The sequence below is a fragment of the Tautonia plasticadhaerens genome (genome assembly GCF_007752535.1).
Classification (GTDB): domain Bacteria; phylum Planctomycetota; class Planctomycetia; order Isosphaerales; family Isosphaeraceae; genus Tautonia; species Tautonia plasticadhaerens.
Genome location: NZ_CP036426.1, coordinates 1,492,341 through 1,516,041 on the forward strand (window position 1 = coordinate 1,492,341; position 23,701 = coordinate 1,516,041).

Consider the following 23,701-nt stretch of genomic DNA (forward strand, 5'->3'; position numbering starts at 1 on the left):
GTATGTCAGACTCCCAGGGGCGCCCATCCCGGCCGGGGCCCGGACACGTCCGGAACGGATCCGGTCCCGGTGGCCGGCCTTTGGCACTCGAGGTTGCGATCCCGACAGGTTCCCTGTCGAGGAGGCGGCTCTGGAGCGGCCTGCAGTCCCACTGGAAGCGTCCTCAACGATCCCGTAGCATCTTCGTTTCTCGGGGGCCGTCCCGGTCGCGGCCGGCCCCCCCGTCCGAGGAGGGGCCGACTCGTGGCAGATCTCGAAGTTCCGTCCGGACCGGCGCCCGAGCGGCGACCCGAGGGCCCCCCGCCGGGTGGCCCGATCGCGACGACCCTGACCCGGGTGGCGGTCACCACCTTCGCCGTCCTATTCACCATCCACCTGCTCGATTATCTCGATCGTTGGGCCCTGGCCGGCGTCCTGAAGCGGGTCCAGGTCGACCTGGGGATGAGCGACGGCCAGGCGGGGTCCCTGAACTTCTACTTCCTGCTGACCTTCAGCCTGATCAGCCCGATCATGGGTTTCGCCGGCGACCGGCTCCGCCGCACCTGGCTGCTGGCCGGCGGGGTCGGGCTCTGGAGCCTGGCGACCGTCGGCACCGGCCTGGTGCGGAGTTACGGTGAGCTGACCGTCGCCCGGAGCCTCCTCGGCATCGGCGAGGCGACTTACGGCGTGCTCGCGCCGACGATCCTGGCCGACCTGTTCCGCCGCGAATCGCGTGCCCGGGCCATGGCGGCGTTCTACCTGGCGATGCCGCTCGGCTACGCGATGGGAGTCTTCGGCGCGGCCTGGATCGCCACCAACAGCCCCGACTGGCTCGCCGGCACCGGGCTGGAACGCTGGGCCGGCTGGCGGATGGCGTTTTTCATCGTCGGCGGGCCCGGCCTGCTCGCCGCCTTCTTCTGCCTGTTCCTGCCCGAGCCGACCCGGGGCGCCAGCGAGGACATCGACCCCGAGCGGGCCCGCGCCGCCGAGGGCGTCCGGCCGACGAAGGAAGACTACGCCGACCTCGCTGTCAATTCCTCTTACACCTACTGCGTCTTCGGCCAGGCGACGTTCACCTTCGCCTTCGGCGGCCTGGCGTACTGGCTCCCCTCATACCTTGATCGGGTGAAGGGGTTCGGTAGCGAGCGGGCCGCGCTGGTCGTGGGCCTCAGCGGCGGGCTCTCGGCGATCATCGGGATGACCCTGGGCGGTTGGCTCGCCGACAAGCTCTCGAAGACCAACCCCCGGGCCCTGTTCCTGGTGCCCGGCCTGTCGATGATCCTGGCGGTCCCGTTCGTCATCGCCACCGTCTTCGCCCGGTCCGACGCGTTCATCATCGGCTCGATGTTCCTGGCGATGACCTTGATGCTGATGAACACGGGGCCCTGCAGCGCGGTGATCGCCAACGTGGTGACCCCGAACATGAGGGGCGTGGCCTTCGCGGTGTCGATCTTCTTCATCCACGTGCTCGGCGACCTCTGGTCCCCCTGGCTGATGGGGCTGGCCTCCGACTACCTCGGCCACCCCGAGGTCATGGCCTCCTGGATCGGCGAGCGGCTCCAGGCGATCGGCGCCGAGCCGGTCGAGCAGGAGGACGGCTCCTACCGCAACCTCACCGCGGGGATGCTCGTGGTCGTCCCGGCGATCCTGCTCGGCGGCTGTGTCCTGCTGGCCGGGGCCCGGCACCTGCCCCGGGAGATGGCCCTGATGCTGGCCAAGCTCCGGTCGTCCGCGACGGCCCGGGGGAAGTGAGCGTCACGGGCCGCTCAAGGCGGGAAGCCCGTCCCGTCGTCGTGGTATATTCGGGATCGTGGCTCGCGGCCCGGGGCCCTTCGGTGCGAGGAGTCATCGCCCCGGGGCCGACCGCGAGCGATCGCCCGACCCGCAACGGAGCCCGAAGTTCATGAGCCAGCCCATCAAGGTCGCCCTCACCGGAGCCGCCGGACAGATCGGCTACGCGATGCTCTTCCGGATCGCCAGCGGCGGCCTCTTCGGCCCTGATCAGCCGGTGAAGCTCGGCCTGCTGGAGATCACCCCCGCCCTGGGAGCCCTCAACGGCACGCTGATGGAGTTGGAGGACTGCGCCTTTCCGCTGCTCCAGGGCGTCACGGCCACCGACAATGCCGAGGAGGCCTTCGCCGACGCCGACTGGGTGGTCCTCGTCGGCGGCCTCCCCCGCAAGGAGGGGATGAGCCGGGCCGACCTGATCCGCGCCAACGGCCCGATCTTCACCGGCCAGGGTAAGGCGATCAATGCGGCCGCCCCGAAGGCCCGGGTGCTCGTGGTCGCCAACCCCTGCAATACGAATTGCCTGATCGCCCGGTCCCACGCCCCGAACGTCCCGGCCGAGCGCTGGTTCGCCATGACCCGCCTGGACGAGAATCGGGCCAAGGCCCAGCTCGCCCAGAAGGCCGGCGTCGGCGTCGGAGACGTGTCCCGGATGACCATCTGGGGCAACCACTCCGACACCCAGTACCCCGACTACAAGAACGCCCTGATCTCCGGCCGACCGGCCACCGACGTGATCACCGACCGGTCCTGGCTCTCTGAGACGTTCATCCCGACCGTTGCCAAGCGGGGAGGCGCCGTCATCAAGGCCCGGGGGGCCAGCTCGGCGGCCTCGGCGGCCAACGCGGCTCTCGATTGCGTCCGGTCCTGCCACGTCCCCACCCGGGGAGACGACTGGCACAGCGTCGCCGTCGCCTCCGACGGGAATCCCTATGGGATCCCGGGCGGCCTGATGTACTCCTTCCCCGTCCGGTCGATCGAGGGGGAGGTGTGTGCGATCGTCCCCGACCTGCACCTCGACGACGACGCCCGGTCACGGGTCGACGCCTCGGCCGGGGAGCTGGAGCAGGAGCGTGAGGCGGTGAAGGACCTCCTCGGCCCGGCACTCTGACCGTCACCCCCGTCATCCCCGCCGAATCTCTCGGGCCCCGGTCGCCCCGCGGCGGCCGGGACGCCGGTCGAGGTCCCGGGCCGTGGAGGGTCGCAGCCCTTCCCTCAGCCGATCGCCCGTCCCATCCGCAGCGAGAGGGGCAGCTCCAGGCCGTGGGCCTCCATCAGCGGCTCATCCCCCATGACCTGCTCCGGGGGGCCTTCGGCCACGATCCGGCCCTCGTCGAGCAGTGCGACGCGGTCGCAAAGCTCCAGCACGAACTCCAGGTCGTGGGTGGCGATCAGCTTGGTGGCCGGCAGCGACCGGATCAGGGCGATGAAGTTCCGCCGGGATCTCGGGTCCAGGTTCGCCGTCGGCTCGTCGAGGACCAGGACGGTCGGCTCGCAAGCGAGGACCCCGGCCAGGCAGGCCCGCTTCCGCTCCCCGAAACTCAGGTGATGCGGCGGCCGATCGGCGGCGTCGGCCAGGTCGACGCGGCCGAGGCATTCCAGGGCGATCCGCCGGGCCTCGGCCTTCCGCTTCCCCAGGTTCAGGGGGCCGAAGGCGACGTCCTCGATCACCGAGGGGCTGAAGAGCTGGTCGTCGGGATCCTGGAACAGCAGGCCGACCCGGCGACGGATCTCCGGGGCGTGCCGATCGTCGACCGGCAGGCCGTCGATCCAGATCGAGGCCTGGCCCGCGTCCCGGGATCGGCCGAAGGTCGGGAGGTCGTGTCCGTGGCCGAACTCCCGACCCTCCTCCGAGCCCCGACGCCCCGGCAGCAGGCCGTTCAGGTGCAGCAGCAGCGTGCTCTTGCCGGCCCCATTCGGGCCCAGCAACGCGACCGTCGCCCCCGGCCGGATCTCCAGGTCGACCCCCCGGAGGGCCTGGCGGCCGTCGGGGTAGCGGTAGGTCAGGCCCCGGACCAGCACCGAGGCGGGGGGGCGGTCGGCTCGGGCGTCGGTCGGGGTCATGTCGGCGAGGGGGGCTCGGGCGAATCGGGGCCGTCGAGGCTGCGGATGGTACCGTCCCAGCCTCGGGCGAGCATGGCTGAGTGCACGCGCTCGCCCCGCTCGAACGACCGGAGCATCAGCGCGGCGATCAGCCCGGCGTTCAGGGGCCAGGCGTCCCGCCTCGCGCCCCGGAACGACCGGGACCGACGCGCCCGGGCCATCCGGCCGAGCTGGTCGGCCAGGACGAAGAGGTAACGATACATCAGGTGCAGCGTCGCCACCAGGGCCGTCGGCACGCGGAACCAGGCGAGGGCCGCCAGGATCCTCCGGAACGCGGTGACGTGCGCCAGCAGCAGTACCGCCAGGATCGTCAGGCCGTTCTTCGCCACGATCGTCAGGCCGACCCGCCACGGGCCCAGCTCGGCCGCCTCTGGGTGACTCGGGGCGACGATCGCCGCCAGCATCAACACCACCGGCAGCAACGCGAGCCCCCGTCGGAGCAGCGCCCCGGCCGGGATCCCGGAGATCCCCACCAGGAACGCCAGCAGCATCCCCGACACCCCCAGCGGGCGCCAGGCCCCGAAGGGGGTCGCCACCACCGCCACGACGAAGAAGAGGGCCGCGGTCAGCGTGACCCGGGCGTCGAGCCGATGGAGCGGGCCCGCCCCCGAGCCGTCGGGCTCCAGCCGGTCAAGCCGCATGGGCTCCCGGCCCTCCCCCGGCCCCGGCCCCGGGCGAATCCGGGTCGATCGGCCCCCGGGACGCCCGCCCGGGGGAGATCGTCCTGCCGAGCACCAGGCCCGCGGCGAAGACCGTGATCGTGCCGATCAGCCCGGCCGCCGCCGTCGCCTGGGCGACGTCGGGCATCCCCCGGATGGTGTAATCGGCCATCGGGCCGTCGATCATCGCCGAACCCTCACCGGTCAGGAACCCGAGGCGGCCGCCGACGAACTCCAGGCCGTCGTCCAGCGGGGAGGCCAAGGGCGCCAGGAACGCCGCCACCGCCAGCGAGGCCCCCAGCCCTCCCAGGACCAGCCGGGCCCATCCCCGGGCCCGGTCGACGTCCTCCTGCTCCTCGAACACGAGGTCCGGCCGCACCGCCAGCACCGATCGGAGCACCAGGCCCGTGATCATCGCCTCGCCGAGGCCGATCACTGCGTGCACCAGCGCCATCCAGCCCAGGACCTTCGGCAGCTCCGACCACCACCCCGAGGCCGCCAGCTGCACCGCGAAGGACAACGACGACAGCAGGACCGAGAACCAGGCCGCCACCATCGCCCCGATCAACACGCCCGGCTTCCCGCCGATCGCCCTCCGGATCGGCTCGTAGATCGCATAGCCGCCGACGCTGGCGATCAGTCCCAGGTTGAGGAAGTTCGCCCCCAGGGCGAGGATCCCCCCGTCGGCGAACATCAACGCCTGCACGATCAGCACCGTGCCCATCACCACCGCCCCCGCCCAGGGGCCCAGCATCACCGCGGCCAGAACCCCACCGATCAGGTGGCCCGAGGCGGGCAGGACCAGCAGCGGGAAGTTCACCATCTGGGCCGCGAAGACGAACGCCGCCATGATGCCCATCAGCACCATGCTCCGCTCCTTCAGGCGACGCTCCATCCTCCTCAGGCCGTAGCCGAACCCCCCGAGGGCGATCGCCCCGGTCGCCACCAGGACCGGCTGGGAGAGCACGTGGTCGGGGATATGCATCGCGTCGGCTCCGCCAGGCCGGCCCGATTCGACCCAGGGCCCGCCTCCCTCGCTGAGGAGAAATCGTATGCGCTTCTTCTCCATTCGCGCATAACACGCCCGTCCCGTCAACGGGGAAGGGGGACGGACTCGGGCTCCCGGGCGCGAACGTCCCGGTTGGGTCGCCCGACGATGTTCGACCTCGGTGCTCTAGGTCGACTGGGAGACTTGTGCTGCGGCGCGATCCGAATTGACGGGTTCGGGAGACTGCCGTAAGGTTCCGGATGGCCAGGCCGATCCTCTCCGCCCCGCACCTCGCCCCCCGATCGTCCCGCTCCCCGCCCCAGCCGGTTCAGGTCACCCGGAGGACCGCCGATGCGAGCGTCACGGAAGCGCAAGTGGATCGCGACGGCCGCGGTCCTGGGGACCCTGGTCGTGCTCATCCCGATGGCGGCCTGGCGTTCCCTGAAGTACGAGCCCCCCTTCTACCGGAAGCTCGCCGGGATGGACCGCAAGATCCGCCGGGTCGAGGCCGATCGGTTCGTCACCCAGACCTTCCAGCTTCGCAACGACATCGCCAATGAGGACCACTGGGAGGCCAGCTTCACCGACGAGGAGTTCAACGCCTGGCTCGCCGAGGATCTGGTCACCCACTTCGCCGACTTCCTCCCCGACGGGGTCCGAGACCCGCTGGTCGTCTTCGAGCTCGATCGGGTCACCCTGGCCTTCCGGCTGGAGCGGGGTCCCTTCACCTCGCTGGTCTGGGCGGTGGCCCGGGTCCAGGTCGCCGACGACAACACCGTCGCCCTGACCCTGGAGAAGATCCGGGCCGGGGCGGTCCCCGTATCCCCCGAGGAGGTCGTCGCGCCGATCATCCGGCAGGCCAGGGCCTACGGGCTTGACGTGGACTGGAAATACGTCGACGACGAGCCGGTCGCCCTGATCCGATACTCACCGACCCCGGCCCGGGGGGACGTGGTCCTGGAGCGGGTGGTCCTCTTCGACGGCCGGCTCTACCTCAGCGGCCGATCCGACCGCGAGGCCGGGCAGGTCACCGGCGTGACCCTCCCGAGCCGCCGAGTCCTTCAGATGAACTTCCCGATCCGGAGTCGCCAGCCCCACCGCCTGTCCCCCCCGACCCGGACCAGCTCCACCTCGCCGATGACCTGAGCCCCGCGCAAGCGGACCACCACCCGATCCGGCTCCCAGGCGACCCGCTCGTACGTCCCGGAGTCGACCCTCCGGACCACCCCTCGGCCCCCCGAGATCGGACCCTCGTATTCCAGGTAGAGGGGCCGGTGGTCGGGCAGGGCCCTCGCGTCGATGTCCACCCCGGCGCCCGGGAACGAGCCCAGCGCCCAGGTCCGCAGCGAAGCCCCGGCTTCGAGCATGAGATCCCAGTGGATCCCGTCCCATCGGTGTTCCAGCAGCACGAAGCGGCCGGAGGGTCCGGGAGTTGCGGTCATGTCGCCCGTCCGCCCTCTCATCTTGCCTGGAGTGGACGGCAACGATCCCCTAGAATGGGGGCGTCGCGTGTCTCGAAGTCGGGCGCAGCCGGTCCCTCGCCCGTCGGCCTTCCGCATTCAGAAAAGGAGCGGTGGATGGATCGCGCAGCCATGATCGACAAGTTGAATGAGATCCTCAAGTGGGAGTACGCCGGGCTGATCCAGTACACCCAGTACAGCTTCCTCGTCCGGGGCACCTGGCGGCAGGTCTTCGCCGAGATGTTCCGCGAGAGCGGTGAGGAGGCCCTGGAGCATGCCCACAAGGTCGGCGACAAGATCGCCGCCCTGGGCGGGGTCACGACCGTCGAACGGGGTGAGGTCAAGGTGACCACCGACCTGGACGAGATGCTCCGCTATTCGCTGGAGATGGAGCGTCGCCACGTCGAGCTGTACACCGAGGCCGTCCAGATGTGCGAGGACCGGGACGTGGGCCTCCGCAACCTGCTCGAGGACATCTGCCAGATGGAGCAGGACGGGGCCGATCACCTCGCCAAGATCCTGGAGCAGCCCGAGCTGAGCCTGGGCATGAACGCCCCGCGTTCCCAGCAGAAGACCGGCTGATCGCCGCCGGCCGAACGCACGCCGACCCGCTTCGGGCCGCCCGGGCGCATCCGCCACGCCTCGGCGGCCCGATGCGAGGCGATCGGCCTCGACCCGGATCAGGCCGGGTCGTGGTTCGTCACTCCGAGCCGTCCCCCGCGGCGAGCCGATATCGCTCCGGGCCCCTCGGCCCCGGGAACGGGATCGTCGCCGGGGGCTCGCTCGACTCCTCGGCCAGCAGCGATCGGGCCCCTGCCGAGCCGAGCACGCCCTGGAGCTGGGCCCACTGCGTCGGGTCGAGCTGCATCGACCGCTGGGTGAACCAGCCGATCCCCTCGGCGTGGTGCTGGTCGGCCAGGCAGATCGTCAGCCGGCCGTCCTCGCCCTGCTCCAGTGCGACCTGGAGTCGCTGGCAGGGGGCCGAGCCGGGGAGGGTGGCCAGGACCGTTTGCATCACGGTCGACTCTCCGTGAGACCGTCGGGTGGGAGGGATCGAGGAGGGCGGTCGCTGGCGATTGAGATTCAATCTCAGTCTCCAGGTCACAGATTATCCGGGAGGCCCGCCTGACGCAAGCGGGAATCCCCGGTCGTGGTCGGAATTCATCGTTCCCGGGCCGCTGACCCCCGCCGGTCGGGCCCGCTGCCCTGGCCAGGTGTCCGGCGGTCAGGTAAGCTCAACCGTCGGCGACCGCCGACGGCGGTGGGCCGGGGAGGGGTCGCCGCCCGGGGGCGGCGAGCGGCGACCCAGGGGTCGCGGGGGGCGGAGCGTGAGTCCGAAAGAGGTCCTGGCCTACATCCGGCAGCGCGAGGTCTTGACGGTCGACCTGCGATTCATGGATTTTCCCGGCGTCTGGCAGCACTTCGCCATCCCGAGCGACGCGCTGACCGAGGCGACCTTCGACGACGGCATCCCGTTCGACGGCTCCAGCGTCCTGGGATGGCGGGCGATCAACGAGGCCGACCTGCTCGTCGTCCCCCAGCCGGAGACGGCGCTGATCGACCCGTTCGCCGCCCGGCCGACCCTGACGATGATCTGCAACATCCAGGATCCGATCACCCAGCAGGACTACACGAGGGATCCCCGCAACATCGCCCTGAAAGCCGACCAGTACCTCCGGGAGACGGGCCTCGCCGACGAGTGCCGGATCGCCCCGGAGCTGGAATTCTTCGTCTTCGACCGCGTCCGGTTCGACCAGACCGCTAACCAGGCCTTCTACCACGTCGACTCCGAAGAGGGGTCCTGGAACCAGGGCCGGGACGCCGTCGGGAACCTCGGCCACAAGCCCCGCTCCCAACTCGGCTACTTCCCCTGCCCGCCGATGGACAGCCAGTCGGACCTGCGGACCGAGATGGCGCAGATCATGAGCGACTGCGGCATCGGCACCTCCGCTCACTTCCACGAGGCCGCAACCGGCGGCCAGGGGGAGATCGACCTGCTGCCACGGCCCATCGTCGAGGCGGCCGATCACGTCATGCTCGCCCGCTACATTATCCGGAACGTGGCCCGCCAGCACGGCAAGTCGGCCACCTTCATGCCCAAGCCGCTCTACGGCGAGAACGGCTCGGGCCTGCATTCGCACCTCACCTTCCGGGTCGACGGCCGGAGTGTGATGGCCGGGCAGGGCTACGCCGGCCTGAGCGAGCTGGCGATGCACGCCATCGGCGGCCTGATCCGGCACGCCCCGGCGCTCTGCGCCTTCGGCAACCCGACGACCAACAGCTACAAGAGGCTGGTCGAGGGGTTCGAGGCGCCGACCAAGCTGGCTTACAGCCGCCGCAACCGCAACGCGATCATCCGGGTCCCGGTCCACGACCCCGGACCCCTCGGCCGCCGGATCGAGTACCGTTGCCCCGACTCCTCGGCCAACCCCTACCTCCTCTTCGCCGCGATGCTCTTGGCGGCGATCGACGGCATCCAGACGCACGCCGACCCGGGGGAGCCGCTCGACCGGGACATCTATGAGATCGGCCCCGAGGAACTGGACGACGTCCGGGGCACTCCCCGGTCGCTCGACGCCGCCCTCGACGCCCTGGCCGCCGACCACGAGTTCCTGCTCAAGGGGGACGTCTTCACCCCGGACGTCATCGACACCTGGATCTGGTACAAGCGCCAGCACGAGGTCGAGGCCGTCCGCCTCAGGCCCCACCCCTTCGAGTTCGCCCTCTACTACGACGTCGGCTGAGCCGGCACCCGGGGGCGTCGGTCGGCCGGATGGCCGGACGCCTACCCCGGGCCCGGGCCGAGTGCCGTCAAATGCTGGCCCTGCCCCGGCCGGCCGGGGTCCGTGTCGGGACCGTCTGGGTCATGGCCGCGGCCCCCAGCGCCAGCAGGCCGACGACTACATGCGGGATCCAGACATATTCGGCGAAGCCGAACAGCCAGGGAGAGACGGCCAGGAAGACGCCGGCGACCGCGTCGATCGCCAGGTGGGCCGGCATCGAGATCAGGCCGACGACCCCCAGCTCGAAGTTCGTCAGCATCGCATAGACGATCGCCCCGGCGCCGATGATGACCGGCACCCAGGTCTCCGCCCCGCCGGCCGCGAAGCCGAGCACCCAGGGGGCCGCGATGAGCACGACGCCCATCAGGTAGTCGATCACGCCGTGGATCCGGGTCGGGATGATTCGCATCGTTGGTCCCTCCGTCGAGATTCATCAAGGGGTCGAAAGGCACTCGTGTTGCCCCATCAGCATCTCATGGCAAATGTGGCGCCACGGGCGGCCGGCGGACGGACGGGGGGAGGGAGCACTCCCGGGCCCTGGCGGCGAGGGCCCGGAAACGACGCCGCCCGCCGGGCCCCGGGGGGGCGTCGGCGGGCGGCGATGCGATCGGCGTCGGGGGAGGACCGTCCGGGTGGTCAGCCGCGGGTCACTCCTTCTCCTTGACCTTGAACGCCTTCTCGAACGGCTTGGCGGCGAAGATCAGGGTGAGCTTCTCGGCGTCCTCGGCACCCTCGACCTTGGCCAGGCAGTTGCCGCAGCAGAAGGCGACCTCGGCCCCGGCAACCTTGGCCGCCTTGGTCTCGTCGACCGGCCGGCCCGACAGCGGGCAGCAAACCTGCTCCGCCTGCTTGGTGGCGGTGAGCTGGGCGTTGGCCTTCTCCAGGAACTTCTCGGTGTCCTCGGTGAAGGCGGTCGGGCACTTGGCGCAGCAGAAGTAGACCTCGCCGCCCTTGTAGTCGACCTTCTGGGCCGCCTTGACCGGGGCGCCGGAGACCGGGCACTTGACGCCCTCGAGGTCCTTCTCGTCGGCCTGGATGAAGCCGAGGGCCGGCGCCACGACGGCGAGGGCGACCAGCAGCGAAAGGGTACGCATGGGGAGATCCTCGTGAAATCGAAGGTGGTTCGGGATGCGGAGCGCCCCGGGCCTCCCGGCCTCGCCGCGTCGTGCACCGCGGCGGGGTCGGCCGGAGGGACCGCGGACGCAGCCCATAATGTAGCGCGTGTGATACCGGCCGTACAGGGAGAACCCCCGATCCCGGGGCGGGCGCCTCGGCTCCCACCGGGCCGGTGCCTCACGCCCCCTCGACGGTCGCCGACGGGGACGGCTCGCCCCGGAGGGCCAGCAGCATCAGGCCGACGGCGCCGAGGACGAGCATGTTGTCGGCGAAGTTGAAGATCGGGAAGTCGAAACCGATCGAGTCCACGTGGACGTGGACGAAGTCCCGGACGTGGCCGAACCGCAGGCGGTCGTAGCAATTGCCGATCGCCCCGGCCATGATCAGCCCGAGCGTGGCGGCCTGCCAGCGATCGGCGGCGTGCCCGGCGACGAACAGCCAGTAGAGGATGAATAGCGCCGCGACGATCGACAGGCCGGCGAACATCATGCTGCCGAAGGCCAGGTCGCCGCCGATCCCCCAGAGGGCTCCGGTGTTGTAGCTGGTCCGCAGCTCCACCACCTCGCCGATCACCGAGACGGCCGGGGAGCCCGGCGGCCCGACCCGGTCGAAGACCAACGCCTTGGTCGTCAGGTCGAAGGCGGCCCCGCCGAGGGCCAGCACCCAGAACAACACCCATCGGCTCCCCGGGATGGGCGGCCGTCCCGGCCGATCCCCACCGACTTCCGCGTCGACCATCGCCTCTGCGTCCATCGCCGAGCCTCTCGAACTCCCCCGGCCCGGGTCGCTCCCGGCCGGGTCTGGTACCGATCCGGTCAACCGAGGGCCCCCCGCCCCTCATGCAGGCGGGCGCACTCGATGCAATACTTGGTATACGGCAGGGCCTGGAGCCGGACCTTGGCGATGGCCTTGTCGCAGCCGTCGCAACGCCCGAAGGTGCCGACCTCCAGCCGCTCCAGCGCGGCCCGGATCTCGTCCAGCGTGAGCTGGTCGTTCTCGATCAGGCCGAGGGTGAATTCCTGGTCGTAGTTGTCCGATCCCAGGTCCGCCAGGTGGATCGGCGTGCTGGAGAGGTTCCCGGCCCCGGCCTCCCCCCCTCGGTTGAGGGCCTCGTCGGTCATTTGCACCACGTCCCCCCGGAGCCGGGCGTGGAGCAGCAGGAGGGTCTTGCGGAAGTGTTGTAGTTCCGCGTCCTTCAATCGCGAGTCGCTGGACATCAATCCGATCCTCCGCGGGCGGGATCGCCCGGTCGGGGGGATCGCGACGAGGCATGCTAAAGGCCCCCGCCCCCCCTGTCAACGCGAGCCGGGCGTCTCCGCTCGTCGGGGGACTCGGCCGCGGGTCATCAACCATCCCAAGGTACACCGCCCCGAGCACGCGACGCCAGTCCCGCGGCCCCCGCCGAACCCCGCCCCGCTTGACCCCGGCCCGCCCCGGGTTAGCCTTGCTGGTGTGAACCCCCAGGGCCGAGGTCGAGGCCGTCCCGAGGCCCGGCCGGCCAGCGAAGGGCGTCGAGACACCCCGGGCGGGAGCGGACCGATGAACGGCGAACCCAAGACGATCTTCATCACCGGCGGCAGCGGACTGGTCGGCAGCCACGCCGTCGAGGAGGCCCGCAGGAGGGGGCACCGCGTCCGGGCCCTGGTCCGATCCAGCAGCGACACCTCCTGGCTCGACCGCCAGGGCGTCGAGAAGGTGGTCGGCGACCTGGAAGACGCCGAGTCCCTCCGGAGGGGCTGCGAGGGGGCCGACTGGGTCTTCAACTGCGCCGCCAAGGTGGGGGACTGGGGTACCCTGGAGGAGTTCCGCCGGCTCAACGTCGAAGCCCTCCGCCTCCTGCTCGACGCCGCCGTCGACCGGGGGACTTCCCGGTTCGTCCACGTCAGTTCGCTCGGGGTCTATGAAGGTCGAGACCACCACGGCACCGACGAATCGACTCCTCCGGCCGCCAACTCGCTGGACGCCTACACGCGGTCCAAGACCGAGGCCGAGCAGCTCGTCCTCCGATTCCACGCCGAGAAGGGGCTGCCCGCCTCGGTCGTCCGCCCCGGCTTCATCTACGGGGAACGGGACCGGACCGTCCTGCCGAAGCTCCTGAATGCCCTCCGCAAGGGCACCTTCGCCTATTTCGGCTCGGGGGACCAGGCCCTCAACTGCATCTACGCGAAGAACCTCGTCCACGGCATCTTCCTCGCCGCCGAGGTCCCCGAGGCCGTCGGCGAGGTCTTCAACCTGACCGACGGCCAGCGGATCTCCAAGCGCCAGTTCGTCTCCCGGGTCGCCCAGCTCGCCGGCCTGGAGCCGCCGACCCGGAAGATCCCCCTGAAGGTCGCCCGGATCCTCGCCTCGGCGGTCGAGGGGATCGCCCGGGCCCGAGGGGCGAAACGCCCCCCGCTCATCAACAAGGCCCGCTACAAGTTCCTCGGCCTGAACCTCGATTACTCGATCGAGAAGGCGCGCCGGGTGCTCGGCTACGATCCGCCCTACACCTTCGAGCAGGGGATCGAGGCCGCGATGGCCGACCTCACCGGCACCCCCGACGGCCCCCGGCCCGCACCGGCAAGCGAATTGCGGGCGGATCCCCGTCTCCCCTGATCGTCTCGGTCCCGAATCGCTCGAAGCAGGACACCCCCGATGGACACCGCCAAGGGTAAGCGCGCCGCAGTCCTTGTCGAGAAGCTCTACGAGGACCTGGAACTCTGGTATCCGGTCCTCAGGCTCCGGGAGGCCGGCTGCCGGGTCTCGATCGTCGGCCCGAAGGCCGGCGAGTCCTACGCCTCGAAGCACGGCTATCCCGCGAAGGCCGACGCGACCGCGTCGGAGGTCTCCGCCGACGACTTCGACGTCGTCGTCGTCCCCGGCGGCTACTCCCCCGACCACATGAGGCGATGCCCGGCGATGGTCGACCTGGTCACCTCGGCCGTCCGATCCGGGAAGGTCGTGGCCGCCATCTGCCACGGGCCCTGGATGCTCTGCTCCACCAAGTCGATCCGGGGGAGGCGAATCACCGGCTTCCACGCCATCCGCCACGACGTCGAGAACGCCGGCGCCACCTGGGAAGACGCCGCCTGCGTTCGTGACGGCAACCTCGTCACCAGCCGGACCCCCGACGACCTCCCCCAGTTCATGCTCGGCATCTTCGCCGCAATGGCCGACGCGACGCAACGATGACCGCCGACCGGCTCACCGGACCGAGGCCATCGGCGAGGTGGAGGGCCTCGGCCCCGGCTCGGCTCCGGGAAGGGGCTCGGGATCGGCCGCCACGGGCGTGAGCGAGAGGTCCCGGACCCGGAGCGGTCGCCCCGGCGCCGGCGTGATCGTCAGGAATCCCCCCGGGATGGGGTCCCAGGTCACCCCGGCCCGGGGATGGCCATCGACCCAGAGCCGGGCCAATCCTCCCAGGACGACCAGCCGGACCCGATGCCAGGCCTCGGGACCCGGCGCGTCCTCCGGCCGGACACGGGCCATCCGGCCCAGCGGGACTCCCGCGACCGCGATCTCGCCGAGCGTGGAGGACTCGGCAAGCAAGTCCATCGAGAGATCGAAGCGGTCGGGTAGGCGGGCGGGGAGCCTGAGCGACCGGTGCGATGTCGCAACGTCGATCTCCAGGTCGCTCAGGCCGAAGGCGACCGGCCGCCCGGCCGGGCCGGGGGAGGACTCCCCGGGCGGCCCGAGGGCGAGATTCAGCCGGCTGGCGGCCAGCAGCACGAGGGTCGCGACCAGGGGCACCCCCCACCTCCAGGAGGCCGGCGAACTGCCTTCCACCGGGAACGGGCAATGCACCAGCATCGCCACCCGCTGGAGCAGCGGGGAGCCGTCCAGGTCAACCCGGTCCGAGCCCCCCGGCGTCGTCACTCCCCACGATCCGGGACGGGCCCCCTTGGCCGCCGTCTCGACCAGGGAGGCCGCATAGCCGGAGGCCGCGTCCCCGAATGATCGGGCGGCCCGGTTGTCGGCCAGGAATTCCTGGTCGATCCGGAGCTGGCGGCGTAGCCACCACGAGAACGGGATGGCGAACCAGACCGCGTGGGAGACCCCGGCGACCCAGTGGAAGGCCGGGTCCCCCCGCTCGGCGTGCGCCAGCTCGTGGAGCATCCCCAGGCGGAGTCGGACGGCCGCGGCGGGATCGTCACGGTCCCAATCCTCCGGGATCACGATGGTCCGCCTCCGTCCCCCCACCAGCACCGGCCTCCGGACCCGATCCGAGACGCCCAACGCAGGACGGCGGCTTCCGCCCTCGAAGGGGAGGGCCTGGTAGAGCTTCCGGGCGCCCATCGAGGCCGGCCGGGTGGTTCGGACCAGGCCGCGCATCGCCCAGGTGCCAAGCAGCGACCAGCCGACCCCCGCCGCCGCCGCGGCGAGGTATCCGATCGTCAAGACCCGGGCGAGGTCGACCGGGATCGCCGAGAAGGCCCGCCCCATCGCCTCGGCCGCGACCGGGCCGACGGCCCCGGGCAAATCCAGGGTGTACCCCACCCTCCCGATCGGGACCGCCGAGAGCGGGATCAACGCGAGGGATCCGATGGCCCCCGCCCGGGCCAGGTCCCGCCTCCGGATCGGCTGGCGGGTGCCCACCATCAGCAGCATTACCAGCCCGAACCAGCCCGAGGCCAGCACCCCGACGTCCAGCAGCCAGGGCCCCAGGCGATCGACGGCCGCGACCATCCGCTCGTCCCCCCGCCGCCCGCTCGTCCCGTCGGCGACCGATCCTCGGCGACCGATCCCCATCGACGATCCCGTCCGATCGGATCAGTCCGATGACCCCTCGGGCACCGACGCCGACCCGGCCGGCTGCGACTCGGCCGCGTCGAGCATCGCCCGAAGCCGGTCCAGCTCCTCGGCCGTCGGCGGCTTCGAGTCGAGCAGGGCGACCAGCACCCGGTCCAGCGCCCCGTCGAACACCCGGTCCACGAACCGGCGTGTCAGCTCACGGATCGTCCGCTCGGGGGATTTTTTCGGGATGTAGATGAACGTCCGCCCCTCCACGACGTGACGGACCATCCCCTTCTTGTCCTCCATGATGTTCAGCAGCGTCTGGACGGTGCTATAGGCTACCGGCCCGGTGTCCCGGACCAGGTCCTCCTGGACCTCCCTCACGCTGGCCCTACCCCGCGCCCAGAGGACTTTCAGGATCTCCAGTTCTCGGTCGGTGACCATCTGGACCTTGCGCATCGAAGACCCTCCCCGGCTGGCTGGAAGAACGGCATCGTTCGTCACCGTAACGTATCGGACCGCATCGGCTCGCACAACGCCGAACCCTTACGGACATCCCCGATTCGGGAGCCAATCACCCAGCCCCCGACGCATCCAGCCTCGCCCTCAGTAACCCCGGGAAGAGCGGATACCACCGCCGATTCAGCGGCGACGGGTGCGGCAGCGGGCAGACGATCAGCGCCTTCCGGATCTCACCCCCGGGCGTCCCGGCGACCAGCTCGCAGGGCAACTCGGCCTCGTATCGGTCCTCCCGATTCCAGAAGTCGTCTGCCGCCCCCGGCCCCGCGTAGGGGGCGAACCATCGGAACGCCTCGGTCCCCAGGCAGAGCACGCGGTCCCCCTCCCAGTGCCCCGCCAGGAACTCGGCGACGTACGGGCGGAAACGAGCCTTCACCGCCTCCGAGTATGCCTTGTTCCCCGGGGGCTTGTAGGGAACCGTATTCGAGAGCAAGACGTGTTCCAGCGCCCGATCCAGCCGGGGGTCGTCCGCCGTCGGCTCGCCGACGTATTTGCGGTAGACCTCCCTCCTCACCAGCTTCCCCCCCGCTCCGACCTGGGGCTGTCCCCACGCCACCTCGTCCTTCCCCAGGTCCCGGCCGAAGGAGCAGATCGGCGCCGACAGGGAGCCGGCGAAGAGGATTGGCCGCCTCGGGTCCTTCTTCGCCTGGAGGTAGACCGGCTCGTCGATCGGGAAGTCGGCCCGAAGGGCCTCCTGATGGATCGCCTCGATCAGCTCATCGACGGTGCTCATGGATCGCGAGGCTCCCTCGAATGGTGGGGATCTGACCTGGGAATGAGGAGCGGTGGGCCGCGAGGCAGCACCGGTCAGCCCTCATCGGTGTCGCCCGATCGACGGGAGATGATTGCCCTCCTGGCGAGGGGCCACGCCAGGCCTTCCCCGAGGCCGAGGGCCGCTCCGAGCATGAGGCCGCCCACGATCACGAAAATCGCGTCGAAGAGCCGTGCAATCCCTTGAGCTGCCGCACCCTCGGGATCATCCACCCGGCCGTTGGCTGCGGTGGTGAACCTCAAGTACGCCAAGGCGCAGAGCGCGCCGAGGATCGTACCGACGGCAGCGGCCCCCGGGACCGCGCTGAAGTCGATTTGCTTGTCCCTTGTGTCCTTCATGCGTGTCGACTCCGATGAAGCGACAATGTCCCGAGGTCTCATTCGGGGGGGCTCGTCGGGCCGGGCCTCGATGCGACTCAGCCCGCAACTCCGCTGCCAGGGGCCCGACCGGGGTGAACCCCCGCCCCCGAGCCGTGTCCGGGAGTCGTCGGGAGGGCCTTCGATTGATAGAATGGCCTGTCTTTCGAGCGCCAGAGCGTCGACCGACCCGATCCGAGCCAGGTGAATCGCCCATGACGCGCATCCGCATCTACGACACCACCCTGCGCGACGGGAGCCAGGGCGAGGGGGTCAACTTCTCGCTCCAGGACAAGCTGCTCATCACCGCCCGCCTGGACGAGCTCGGCATCGACACCATCGAGGGCGGCTACCCCCTCTCCAATCCCAAGGACGAGGCGTACTTCCGGGAGGTCCGCGACCTGGACCTTTCCCACGCCCGGGTCGCCGCCTTCGGCATGACCCGGCGGCGGGACGTCGCCGCCGAGGACGACCCCGGCATGAACGCCCTGGCCGGGGCGAGGTCCCCGGTCATCACCGTCGTCGGCAAGAGTTGGGATCTGCATGCCCGGGAGATCCTCGGCGTCAGCCTGGAGGAGAACCTCCGGATGATCGCCGACTCCGTCGCCTTCCTCGCCGCCGCCCCCCACGGCCCCGAGGTCGTCTACGACGCCGAGCACTTCTTCGACGGCTACAAGAGGAACCCCGAGTACGCCTTGAAGACGATCCAGGCCGCCGCCTCCTCAGGCGCCTCCTGGATCGTCCTCTGCGACACCAACGGCGGCACCCTCCCCGAGCAGATCGCCGAGGCGGTCGACGCGGCCCGGGCCGCCGTTTCCGTCCCGCTCGGGATCCATCCCCACAATGACGGCGAGCTGGCAGTCGCCAACACCCTGGCCGCCGTCCGTCGGGGCGCGACCCAGGTGCAGGGCACGATCAACGGGATCGGCGAGCGCTGCGGCAACGTCGACCTCTGCTCCGTGATCGCCAACCTCGCGCTGAAGTACGAGGGGTATGACCTCCTGAGGGATGGCAGCCTCGTCCACCTCACGGAAGTCTCCCGGTACGTCTACGAGCTGGCCAACCTGAACTTCCGCAACGGCCAGCCGTTCGTCGGCCCGAGCGCCTTCGCCCACAAGGGGGGGATGCACGTGCACGGCATCCGGAAGGTCGCCAGCAGCTACGAGCACATCGACCCCGGCCTCGTCGGCAACGAGCGCCGGGTGCTCGTCTCCGAGCTGTCCGGCCGCTCCAACATCGCCGAGAAGCTGGCCGAGCACGGCCTGGAGCACGACTCCGCCCTGATGTCCCGGGTCCTCTCCCGGGTCCAGGACCTCGAGAACGAGGGCTACCAGTTCGAGGCCGCCGAGGCCAGCTTCGTCCTCCTGGTGGAGAAGGAGGCGAACCGCTACCGGAACTGGTTCGAGCGCCTGCACTACCACGTCAGCGTCGAGGCCCGGGACGGCGGCCCGCCGATCACCGAGGCCACCGTCAAGCTCCGGATCGGCGAGGCGGTCGAGCACACCGTCAGCGAGGGGGACGGCCCGGTCAACGCCCTCGACGGCGCCCTCCGCAAGGCCCTCGACCCCCATTTCCCCCGACTCCGGGAGATGAACCTGGTCGACTACAAGGTCCGGGTCATCAACGCCCGGGCCGGCACCGCCGCCCGCGTCCGGGTCGTCATCGAGAGCCGGGACCGGGACTCCGTCTGGGGCACCGTCGGCGTCTCCGAGAACGTCATCGAGGCCAGCTGGCTCGCCCTGGTCGACGCCTTCGACCACAAGCTCTCGAAAGACGCGCGTACGGAGGGATACTCCGCCGCCAAGGTCGTTGCGTCCGCAACGTCGTCCTCTTGACCTGGCCGAGGGGGTACGTCATGACCTCCTCCGGTCAATCCAATCCTTATGAGGCTCCCTCCGGAGACTCGAACGCCCACACCCGCTTTCCGGGGCGAGTTTGGAAGATCAGCCCTCGGCTACTGCCGGCTTTCCTTTGCGGGTTGATGAGCATTGGGAGCTTCGGCGGGTCGCTCGTCCTTGGGAGGCAGGTCCCCTCAGCGATCGTGGAGATGGGATGGAAGCCCGTCCTGACCCATCCTCTAATCCCGGCGCTGATCCTCATCGGCCTCTCCGCCATCTTCTGGGCGGTTGCGGGTTCCTCCTGGTCGAGGTCTCGATTGTGGGTCGCAATGCTCTGGACGACGTTCGCGATGGGGCTCCTGATCGTAGCCCGGACTCGCCTGGAGATCGCCGTGGACTACCATCGAGCGATCGACCCCCGCTCGGCCTCGCGCCCCTGATTTCCGCTCCCCCATTCGAAACTTATGAGACGAATTCGAGCCTGCGGCGTCCTCCTGATGACCCGCTCCGAGCGCCGGTCCTTCCTCCTGATGCGGCACGCTGACCGCTGGGACCTGCCCAAGGGCCGGGTCGACCCCGGCGAGTCCGACCTGGAGTGCGCCCTCCGCGAGTTGGAGGAGGAGACGGGGATCGGCCGTGACTCCATCGACCTCGACACCTCGTTCCGGTTCGAGCAGGTCTACTACCCGATCCGCAAGAAGACCGGCGAGCGCGACCACAAGACCCTGGTGATCTACCTCGCCACCGTCCCCGACCGCGTGGCGATCGAGGTCACCGAGCACCTCGGCCACGAATGGATCGAGTGGCGACCGCCCCACGACATCCAGCCGAACACGATCAACCCGCTGCTGGCCGCCGTCGCCGATCACCTCGGCCGCCCCGACGCCTGAGACGGCCCGTCCCCCTCGCCCGAAACCTCGGCTTCGGTGATTGCCGGGCCGCGTCCTGATGTCTCGGCAACGTTGCACGGTGTCGGCCCGATCATGCATCCCTCGGGCGAGACGCATTCCCACGTCCGCCACGAGGATTACCCCGTCGGGCCGGCACCGATCACCACATGGGGAGGTTCGGGGGCCAGCCGGTCGATCAAAACGCGGCCCTCGTGCGGCGGCAGGACGGGGCGGATCGCCGCCGCGACGCACGGAAGGCCCGCGAGACGTACCGGTTCAGCGAGGACTGGCGGGATCACGAGGCGGTGATCTATTTGAGCTTGTACCGCGACGACTGCTGCCGGCCGGTACGGACGCTGGCCCCGAGGGATGGTCGGGGCCGCCGGGTCGAACGGAACCCGGCGAGGGCGGCGGACTTGACGGATCTTGCCGGGCCCAGACCCTTAGGACTGGCACGCCCAAAAGTGCGAGGCTGCTGAGCCACCAAGGAACGAGACGCCCCTACCGAAACGCTCGCCTGAACGCCGTCTGAAGGGTCGGGCTCTCCCGCTCCGCGACAATCCCCGCGATCCGATCGCGCAGGCGGGGGTCGTCCTTGTAGATGCCCAGCGCCGACAGGGCGGCGGCAGAGTCCGGTTCCTCCGCGGTCGCGACGATCTCCGCCAGGAGATCGAGCGCGGCGGGGCGACGGAGGATCGCGAGCGCCAGGAGGAGATGCCGTTTCAGTTCGAACGAGTGGGCCCGACGCCAGCAATCCGCCAGCGGCTCGAACGCCTCCGGCAGTCGGGACTTGCCCAGCGCCATGGCCGCAGCCTCGCAGGCGAAGGGATTGGCCGGATCGAGGTAATCGGCCACCAACGGCAGGTTCTCCCCGGCTTCCACCGCCAGCAGGCCGCCGAGGCATTCGGATAAGACGTCGGGGTCGCGGTCGCCGAGGCGGGCCTTCAGCCGCAGCACCAGGCCGGCGGCCTCGCTCCCGACGGCCCCGAGCGCCACGGCCGCCGCGATCCGCGCGTCCCTGTCGGGATCGGCCATGGCATCGACCAGCATCGGCAGGGATCGAACGCCCTCGGCCCGCGCCAGTGCCACGAGGGCCGCCGCCCGCAACGGCGGCGCGGAGTCCTCCGTCCCTCCCCAGACGGGCTCGAGCTGGACGTGCGTCGCCGCCTTCCGGTACACGCCGGTCTCCTGGTGCTCCAACCGGTCCAGCGCCTCGACGATGGCGATCTTCGCCCGGCAGAGCGTGTCGACCTTGAGCGGATTGACCATGAAGCGGTCGAACGCCGCCTCCAGCTCCCCGGCCAGGTCGTGGAGCGCGTTCTCGGCGACAAGGGTCGCCGCAGCGGCGACGACGAGGTTCGACCGGTCGCCGATCCGCTTCCGCAGCTCGGCCACCTGCGCGGCGGTGAGCTCCTGCCCCCGGAGGGCGCGGAGCGCGGCCAGCGTGTCGTCGAGCGATCGGCGGGCTGCCATGGACGGCTCCGGGGCCGGGTGAGACGGCGGTCGTCGGGCCAGCATCATACCGGAGCCGGGCCCGTTCGGCCGCAAGCCGACAGCTCGCCCGGCGGGCGAGGGATCACGTCCGAGCATCTCGCCCCCGCTTCCCGCCGGCGGCAGACCGAGGACCGCGAATCGCCGAAACGTCCCTCACGGCCACCCGGGATGGCGCCCTGGACGGGCTTCGTTCGCTGCTGGTCGACGACGTGGCTCCACTCCGGCGGGGGCGGGAGGGTGTCCGCGGCGAGGCGACCGATGCTCGGCGTCGGGAAGATCCTACGACTGCACGCGGGCCTTGCATGCATCCTCGCGACGAATCCGTGCCGCCTCGTCCGCCATGGATGGATCAACGGCCTTCTCCGTTTCGTTGCGGTCGACGCCGGCGGATCGAACGAGACGACTCTCCAGGAGATCGAGGGTGGCAAGATCGTCGGCATCGACATCAGGCGGAACCCGGACGAGGTGCGTCATCTCGCCGTCGAGTGGTCCGGGCCCCGGCGCGCCCGCTCGGGAATGGGGCCGCGAGTCGCCGGTGCCGCCGGGCTTGCCGGCCCTGCTGCACCCGGTGGACGTATGGACCGCCGAGCCCATCGCATCGCGGCGAGCCGGGTGGCCGGTGTTATTGACAGGCTCCTGCGAATTCGTCAGAATCCTGTCAATGCCGAAGAAGTCCGCCGAGGGCGACGCGTTCACCGAGTTGGTGCTCGAGGTCTTCCGCCTCAACGGCCTCCTGCTCGCCGCCGGAGACCGGATGGCAGGACCGTCGGGGCTCACTTCCGCCCGATGGCAGGTGCTCGGCGTCGTCGACCACGCCCCGGTGTCGGTTGCCCATGTTTCCCGGATCATGGGCTTGACCCGCCAGAGCGTGCAGACGACGGCCGACGCCCTGGAGCGGGACGGCTTCGTCGAGTATCGGGACAATCCGCACCACCGCCGCGCCAAGCTGATCGCGCTGACCGAAAAGGGCCGGATTGCGTTGCGGCAGGTCGAGGCCCGGCAAGCGATCTGGGCGGACAGGACCGGGAAGGCGGTCGGCGAAGAGGCCCTTCGTACGGCGGTGGAGGGGCTCAGGCGGGCACGGCAGCGGCTCGAGGAGGGCTCGGCCGGATCGACTCGCATGCCCGGGAGGGAACCATGAGCGCAGAGCATGCGATCCCCGTGTTCGCGTGCGCCTCGCCCGACGAGACGCCGACGTTCTACCAGGCGATCGGCTTCGAAATGACCCACCGGCAGCTCAAGCCCTATGTCTATCTCGCGGTGAAGCGGGGCGGCTTCGAGCTGCACTTCGTGGGCGGCGGCAAACCCAACCCGAGGGGCGAGTCGGCCACCTGCCTGGTCATGGTCGATGCCGTCGAGCCTCATCACCGGGCCATCGCCGATGCCCTGAAGGCCTCGCTCGGCCGGGTCCCGACCGCAGGGCTGCCCCGCATCTCTCGGCTGAGGAAAGGCCAGAGCCGGTTCACGCTGGTCGATCCGACCGGCAACTCGATCCTCTTCATCGCCCGCGACGAGCCGGAGTACGAGTACCCCGACGCGGAGGCCTGGTCGAAGCTCTCGCCCATGGAGCGGGCGTTGGAGACGGCGGCCAACTTCCGCGACGTGCGGGGGATGGATGCGGCGGCGGCCAAGGTCCTCGACCTGGCCCTGACGCGGGATGCGGGCGCGCCGCCGGAGGAGCGTGCCCGCGTCCTGAACACTCGCGTCGAACTGGCCCTGGCGATGAACGACGAGGGGCGTGCCCGGTCGGCACGCGAGGAACTGGCTTCGATCGACCTTACAGACGAGGAGCGAGGGCAGCTCAGGGTCGAAGTCCGGGCGGTCGAGGAGATCGAGCGGATGCGGAGTTGAACGCGAGAACAAGGGGCGCCGACGATGGTCCTGAATCACATCAACCTCGCCGTCACGGACGTCCGGGCGGCACGCGGCTTCCTCATGGCGTATTTCAAGCTCGACCCCCAGGGCTTGCCGGGCAACGACCGGATTGCCTTCCTGCGCGACGAGCAGGGCATGATCCTGACCCTGACCAACATCGACGGGGCCGCCGAGGTCAGGTATCCCGGGGCGTTCCACATCGGCTTCGGGCAGGAGAGCCCGGCGAAGGTGGACGAGATCAACCGCCGACTGAAGGCCGACGGGTATGACGTGCCCGAGCCGTCAAAGCAGCACGGTTCCTGGACATTCTACTTCGAGGCTCCGGGCGGGATCGTGATCGAAGTGTTGAGCTGACCCGCGATCATCGT

General features: G+C 70.3%; 28 protein-coding genes. 13 read left to right on the forward strand and 15 right to left on the reverse strand.

Translation table 11 applies throughout. The features are described 5' to 3' along the window. Positions 1-243 precede the first annotated feature (243 nt). Positions 244-1,731 carry a spinster family MFS transporter gene (locus ElP_RS05725; protein WP_197446738.1) on the forward strand — a complete coding sequence of 496 codons (1,488 nt, stop codon included), beginning with the start codon at positions 244-246 and terminating at the stop codon, positions 1,729-1,731. 151 nt (positions 1,732-1,882) lie between these two features. Continuing rightward, positions 1,883-2,878: a malate dehydrogenase gene (locus tag ElP_RS05730; protein ID WP_145267705.1), complete on the forward strand. Its 996-nt coding sequence runs from the start codon at positions 1,883-1,885 to the stop codon at positions 2,876-2,878. A 104-nt stretch (positions 2,879-2,982) separates the two neighbouring features. Here ElP_RS05730 and ElP_RS05735 read toward each other — a convergent pair whose 3' ends face one another. The 3 genes from ElP_RS05735 to ElP_RS05745 are packed head-to-tail and all read right to left on the reverse strand — an operon-like array spanning position 2,983 to position 5,514. Next, positions 2,983-3,831 carry an energy-coupling factor ABC transporter ATP-binding protein gene (locus ElP_RS05735; RefSeq protein WP_145267706.1) on the reverse strand — a complete coding sequence of 283 codons (849 nt, stop codon included), beginning with the start codon at positions 3,829-3,831 and terminating at the stop codon, positions 2,983-2,985. Further along, positions 3,828-4,511, reverse strand: a complete 684-nt coding sequence (locus tag ElP_RS05740) for an energy-coupling factor transporter transmembrane component T family protein (protein WP_145267707.1) — start codon at positions 4,509-4,511, stop codon at positions 3,828-3,830. Before ElP_RS05740 ends, ElP_RS05735 begins: the two co-directional genes overlap by 4 nt. After that, the gene (locus ElP_RS05745; protein ID WP_145267708.1) at positions 4,501-5,514 is read right to left on the reverse strand and encodes an energy-coupling factor ABC transporter permease; all 1,014 of its coding nucleotides are present in this window, start codon (positions 5,512-5,514) and stop codon (positions 4,501-4,503) included. The genes ElP_RS05740 and ElP_RS05745 overlap by 11 nt, the downstream gene beginning before the upstream one ends. Before the next feature lie 354 nt (positions 5,515-5,868). Here ElP_RS05745 and ElP_RS05750 point away from each other — a divergent pair, with 354 nt between their 5' ends. Continuing rightward, positions 5,869-6,663 carry a hypothetical protein gene (locus ElP_RS05750; protein ID WP_145267709.1) on the forward strand — a complete coding sequence of 265 codons (795 nt, stop codon included), beginning with the start codon at positions 5,869-5,871 and terminating at the stop codon, positions 6,661-6,663. On the opposite strand, the gene ElP_RS05755 is transcribed toward ElP_RS05750, so the two are convergent. After that, entirely contained in the window at positions 6,579-6,959 is a 381-nt protein-coding gene (locus tag ElP_RS05755; RefSeq protein ID WP_145267710.1) for a DNA polymerase ligase N-terminal domain-containing protein, read from the reverse strand. The genes ElP_RS05750 and ElP_RS05755 overlap by 85 nt on opposite strands. A gap of 135 nt (positions 6,960-7,094) precedes the next feature. Here ElP_RS05755 and ElP_RS05760 point away from each other — a divergent pair, with 135 nt between their 5' ends. Next, positions 7,095-7,559: a ferritin-like domain-containing protein gene (locus ElP_RS05760; RefSeq protein WP_145267711.1), complete on the forward strand. Its 465-nt coding sequence runs from the start codon at positions 7,095-7,097 to the stop codon at positions 7,557-7,559. Between the two features lie 118 nt (positions 7,560-7,677). Here ElP_RS05760 and ElP_RS05765 read toward each other — a convergent pair whose 3' ends face one another. Then, the gene (locus tag ElP_RS05765; protein ID WP_145267712.1) at positions 7,678-7,992 is read right to left on the reverse strand and encodes a hypothetical protein; all 315 of its coding nucleotides are present in this window, start codon (positions 7,990-7,992) and stop codon (positions 7,678-7,680) included. A 313-nt stretch (positions 7,993-8,305) separates the two neighbouring features. Here ElP_RS05765 and glnA point away from each other — a divergent pair, with 313 nt between their 5' ends. Then, the gene (gene glnA / locus ElP_RS05770) at positions 8,306-9,721 is read left to right on the forward strand and encodes a type I glutamate--ammonia ligase (protein WP_145267713.1); all 1,416 of its coding nucleotides are present in this window, start codon (positions 8,306-8,308) and stop codon (positions 9,719-9,721) included. Positions 9,722-9,788: 67 nt separating this feature from the next. Here glnA and ElP_RS05775 read toward each other — a convergent pair whose 3' ends face one another. From ElP_RS05775 to ElP_RS05790, 4 genes are all read right to left on the reverse strand, one after another. After that, a complete protein-coding gene (locus tag ElP_RS05775) occupies positions 9,789-10,169 on the reverse strand; it encodes an SPW repeat domain-containing protein (protein ID WP_145267714.1) in 381 nt (126 codons plus the stop codon). A gap of 238 nt (positions 10,170-10,407) precedes the next feature. After that, positions 10,408-10,854 carry a YHS domain-containing protein gene (locus tag ElP_RS05780; RefSeq protein ID WP_197446739.1) on the reverse strand — a complete coding sequence of 149 codons (447 nt, stop codon included), beginning with the start codon at positions 10,852-10,854 and terminating at the stop codon, positions 10,408-10,410. A gap of 199 nt (positions 10,855-11,053) precedes the next feature. Further along, entirely contained in the window at positions 11,054-11,629 is a 576-nt protein-coding gene (lspA, locus tag ElP_RS05785; RefSeq protein ID WP_231749507.1) for a signal peptidase II, read from the reverse strand. A 62-nt stretch (positions 11,630-11,691) separates the two neighbouring features. Beyond that, a complete protein-coding gene (locus ElP_RS05790) occupies positions 11,692-12,093 on the reverse strand; it encodes a TraR/DksA family transcriptional regulator (RefSeq protein WP_145267716.1) in 402 nt (133 codons plus the stop codon). Positions 12,094-12,415: 322 nt separating this feature from the next. On the opposite strand from ElP_RS05790, the gene ElP_RS05795 reads away from it, so the two are divergent. Beyond that, on the forward strand, positions 12,416-13,471 hold the full coding sequence (locus tag ElP_RS05795) for an NAD-dependent epimerase/dehydratase family protein (RefSeq protein ID WP_145267717.1): 1,056 nt from the start codon (positions 12,416-12,418) through the stop codon (positions 13,469-13,471). A 39-nt stretch (positions 13,472-13,510) separates the two neighbouring features. After that, positions 13,511-14,047: a type 1 glutamine amidotransferase domain-containing protein gene (locus ElP_RS05800; RefSeq protein ID WP_145267718.1), complete on the forward strand. Its 537-nt coding sequence runs from the start codon at positions 13,511-13,513 to the stop codon at positions 14,045-14,047. 12 nt (positions 14,048-14,059) lie between these two features. On the opposite strand, the gene ElP_RS05805 is transcribed toward ElP_RS05800, so the two are convergent. The 4 genes from ElP_RS05805 to ElP_RS05820 form a co-directional block, all read right to left on the reverse strand. Beyond that, positions 14,060-15,604, reverse strand: coding sequence for a M56 family metallopeptidase (locus ElP_RS05805; protein ID WP_145267719.1), 1,545 nt, complete (start codon positions 15,602-15,604; stop codon positions 14,060-14,062). A 21-nt stretch (positions 15,605-15,625) separates the two neighbouring features. Then, positions 15,626-16,048, reverse strand: a complete 423-nt coding sequence (locus ElP_RS05810; protein WP_145267720.1) for a BlaI/MecI/CopY family transcriptional regulator — start codon at positions 16,046-16,048, stop codon at positions 15,626-15,628. Positions 16,049-16,163: 115 nt separating this feature from the next. Further along, the gene (locus ElP_RS05815) at positions 16,164-16,841 is read right to left on the reverse strand and encodes a uracil-DNA glycosylase family protein (RefSeq protein WP_145267721.1); all 678 of its coding nucleotides are present in this window, start codon (positions 16,839-16,841) and stop codon (positions 16,164-16,166) included. A 74-nt stretch (positions 16,842-16,915) separates the two neighbouring features. Beyond that, complete coding sequence (locus ElP_RS05820; protein ID WP_145267722.1) at positions 16,916-17,218, reverse strand: hypothetical protein; 303 nt, start codon at positions 17,216-17,218, stop codon at positions 16,916-16,918. Positions 17,219-17,451: 233 nt separating this feature from the next. On the opposite strand from ElP_RS05820, the gene cimA reads away from it, so the two are divergent. The 3 genes from cimA (at position 17,452) to ElP_RS05835 (ending at position 19,964) form a co-directional block, all read left to right on the forward strand. Next, positions 17,452-19,071 (forward strand): citramalate synthase, encoded by a 1,620-nt coding sequence (cimA, locus tag ElP_RS05825; protein WP_145267723.1) that lies wholly within the window; start codon positions 17,452-17,454, stop codon positions 19,069-19,071. 212 nt (positions 19,072-19,283) lie between these two features. Further along, a complete protein-coding gene (locus tag ElP_RS05830) occupies positions 19,284-19,514 on the forward strand; it encodes a hypothetical protein (protein ID WP_145267724.1) in 231 nt (76 codons plus the stop codon). Between the two features lie 24 nt (positions 19,515-19,538). Beyond that, positions 19,539-19,964, forward strand: a complete 426-nt coding sequence (locus ElP_RS05835; RefSeq protein WP_145267725.1) for a bis(5'-nucleosyl)-tetraphosphatase — start codon at positions 19,539-19,541, stop codon at positions 19,962-19,964. A gap of 501 nt (positions 19,965-20,465) precedes the next feature. Here the strand turns inward: ElP_RS05835 and ElP_RS05840 are convergent. Together ElP_RS05840 and ElP_RS05845 are read right to left on the reverse strand one after the other, a co-directional pair. Then, entirely contained in the window at positions 20,466-21,437 is a 972-nt protein-coding gene (locus ElP_RS05840; protein ID WP_197446740.1) for a HEAT repeat domain-containing protein, read from the reverse strand. Positions 21,438-21,737: 300 nt separating this feature from the next. Next, positions 21,738-21,932: a hypothetical protein gene (locus ElP_RS05845; RefSeq protein ID WP_145267727.1), complete on the reverse strand. Its 195-nt coding sequence runs from the start codon at positions 21,930-21,932 to the stop codon at positions 21,738-21,740. Positions 21,933-22,005: 73 nt separating this feature from the next. Here ElP_RS05845 and ElP_RS05850 point away from each other — a divergent pair, with 73 nt between their 5' ends. From ElP_RS05850 to ElP_RS05860, 3 genes are read left to right on the forward strand one after another with little or no spacing between them, the layout of a single operon-like run. Beyond that, positions 22,006-22,599 carry a MarR family winged helix-turn-helix transcriptional regulator gene (locus ElP_RS05850; RefSeq protein ID WP_197446741.1) on the forward strand — a complete coding sequence of 198 codons (594 nt, stop codon included), beginning with the start codon at positions 22,006-22,008 and terminating at the stop codon, positions 22,597-22,599. Further along, positions 22,596-23,309, forward strand: a complete 714-nt coding sequence (locus tag ElP_RS05855; protein WP_145267728.1) for a VOC family protein — start codon at positions 22,596-22,598, stop codon at positions 23,307-23,309. Before ElP_RS05850 ends, ElP_RS05855 begins: the two co-directional genes overlap by 4 nt. 24 nt (positions 23,310-23,333) lie before the next feature. Then, complete coding sequence (locus tag ElP_RS05860) at positions 23,334-23,687, forward strand: VOC family protein (RefSeq protein ID WP_145267729.1); 354 nt, start codon at positions 23,334-23,336, stop codon at positions 23,685-23,687. Positions 23,688-23,701 lie beyond the last annotated feature (14 nt).

What these genes read in the sequence shown, in the direction of transcription:
- ElP_RS05765 (WP_145267712.1), bottom strand. Translation starts at nt 7,992, where the DNA reads ATGCAAACGGTCCTGGCCACCCTCCCCGGCTCGGCCCCCTGCCAGCGA.
- ElP_RS05775 (WP_145267714.1), bottom strand. Translation starts at nt 10,169, where the DNA reads ATGCGAATCATCCCGACCCGGATCCACGGCGTGATCGACTACCTGATG.
- ElP_RS05760 (WP_145267711.1), top strand. Translation starts at nt 7,095, where the DNA reads ATGGATCGCGCAGCCATGATCGACAAGTTGAATGAGATCCTCAAGTGG.
- ElP_RS05800 (WP_145267718.1), top strand. Translation starts at nt 13,511, where the DNA reads ATGGACACCGCCAAGGGTAAGCGCGCCGCAGTCCTTGTCGAGAAGCTC.
- ElP_RS05750 (WP_145267709.1), top strand. Translation starts at nt 5,869, where the DNA reads ATGCGAGCGTCACGGAAGCGCAAGTGGATCGCGACGGCCGCGGTCCTG.
- ElP_RS05735 (WP_145267706.1), bottom strand. Translation starts at nt 3,831, where the DNA reads ATGACCCCGACCGACGCCCGAGCCGACCGCCCCCCCGCCTCGGTGCTG.
- ElP_RS05755 (WP_145267710.1), bottom strand. Translation starts at nt 6,959, where the DNA reads ATGACCGCAACTCCCGGACCCTCCGGCCGCTTCGTGCTGCTGGAACAC.
- ElP_RS05860 (WP_145267729.1), top strand. Translation starts at nt 23,334, where the DNA reads ATGGTCCTGAATCACATCAACCTCGCCGTCACGGACGTCCGGGCGGCA.
- ElP_RS05830 (WP_145267724.1), top strand. Translation starts at nt 19,284, where the DNA reads ATGGGATGGAAGCCCGTCCTGACCCATCCTCTAATCCCGGCGCTGATC.
- lspA (WP_231749507.1), bottom strand. Translation starts at nt 11,629, where the DNA reads ATGGACGCAGAGGCGATGGTCGACGCGGAAGTCGGTGGGGATCGGCCG.
- ElP_RS05740 (WP_145267707.1), bottom strand. Translation starts at nt 4,511, where the DNA reads ATGCGGCTTGACCGGCTGGAGCCCGACGGCTCGGGGGCGGGCCCGCTC.
- ElP_RS05790 (WP_145267716.1), bottom strand. Translation starts at nt 12,093, where the DNA reads ATGTCCAGCGACTCGCGATTGAAGGACGCGGAACTACAACACTTCCGC.
- ElP_RS05795 (WP_145267717.1), top strand. Translation starts at nt 12,416, where the DNA reads ATGAACGGCGAACCCAAGACGATCTTCATCACCGGCGGCAGCGGACTG.
- cimA (WP_145267723.1), top strand. Translation starts at nt 17,452, where the DNA reads ATGACGCGCATCCGCATCTACGACACCACCCTGCGCGACGGGAGCCAG.
- ElP_RS05835 (WP_145267725.1), top strand. Translation starts at nt 19,539, where the DNA reads ATGAGACGAATTCGAGCCTGCGGCGTCCTCCTGATGACCCGCTCCGAG.
- ElP_RS05745 (WP_145267708.1), bottom strand. Translation starts at nt 5,514, where the DNA reads ATGCATATCCCCGACCACGTGCTCTCCCAGCCGGTCCTGGTGGCGACC.
- ElP_RS05815 (WP_145267721.1), bottom strand. Translation starts at nt 16,841, where the DNA reads ATGAGCACCGTCGATGAGCTGATCGAGGCGATCCATCAGGAGGCCCTT.
- ElP_RS05855 (WP_145267728.1), top strand. Translation starts at nt 22,596, where the DNA reads ATGAGCGCAGAGCATGCGATCCCCGTGTTCGCGTGCGCCTCGCCCGAC.
- ElP_RS05805 (WP_145267719.1), bottom strand. Translation starts at nt 15,604, where the DNA reads ATGGGGATCGGTCGCCGAGGATCGGTCGCCGACGGGACGAGCGGGCGG.
- ElP_RS05810 (WP_145267720.1), bottom strand. Translation starts at nt 16,048, where the DNA reads ATGCGCAAGGTCCAGATGGTCACCGACCGAGAACTGGAGATCCTGAAA.
- ElP_RS05730 (WP_145267705.1), top strand. Translation starts at nt 1,883, where the DNA reads ATGAGCCAGCCCATCAAGGTCGCCCTCACCGGAGCCGCCGGACAGATC.
- ElP_RS05840 (WP_197446740.1), bottom strand. Translation starts at nt 21,437, where the DNA reads ATGGCAGCCCGCCGATCGCTCGACGACACGCTGGCCGCGCTCCGCGCC.
- ElP_RS05780 (WP_197446739.1), bottom strand. Translation starts at nt 10,854, where the DNA reads ATGCGTACCCTTTCGCTGCTGGTCGCCCTCGCCGTCGTGGCGCCGGCC.
- ElP_RS05845 (WP_145267727.1), bottom strand. Translation starts at nt 21,932, where the DNA reads ATGACGCACCTCGTCCGGGTTCCGCCTGATGTCGATGCCGACGATCTT.
- ElP_RS05820 (WP_145267722.1), bottom strand. Translation starts at nt 17,218, where the DNA reads ATGAAGGACACAAGGGACAAGCAAATCGACTTCAGCGCGGTCCCGGGG.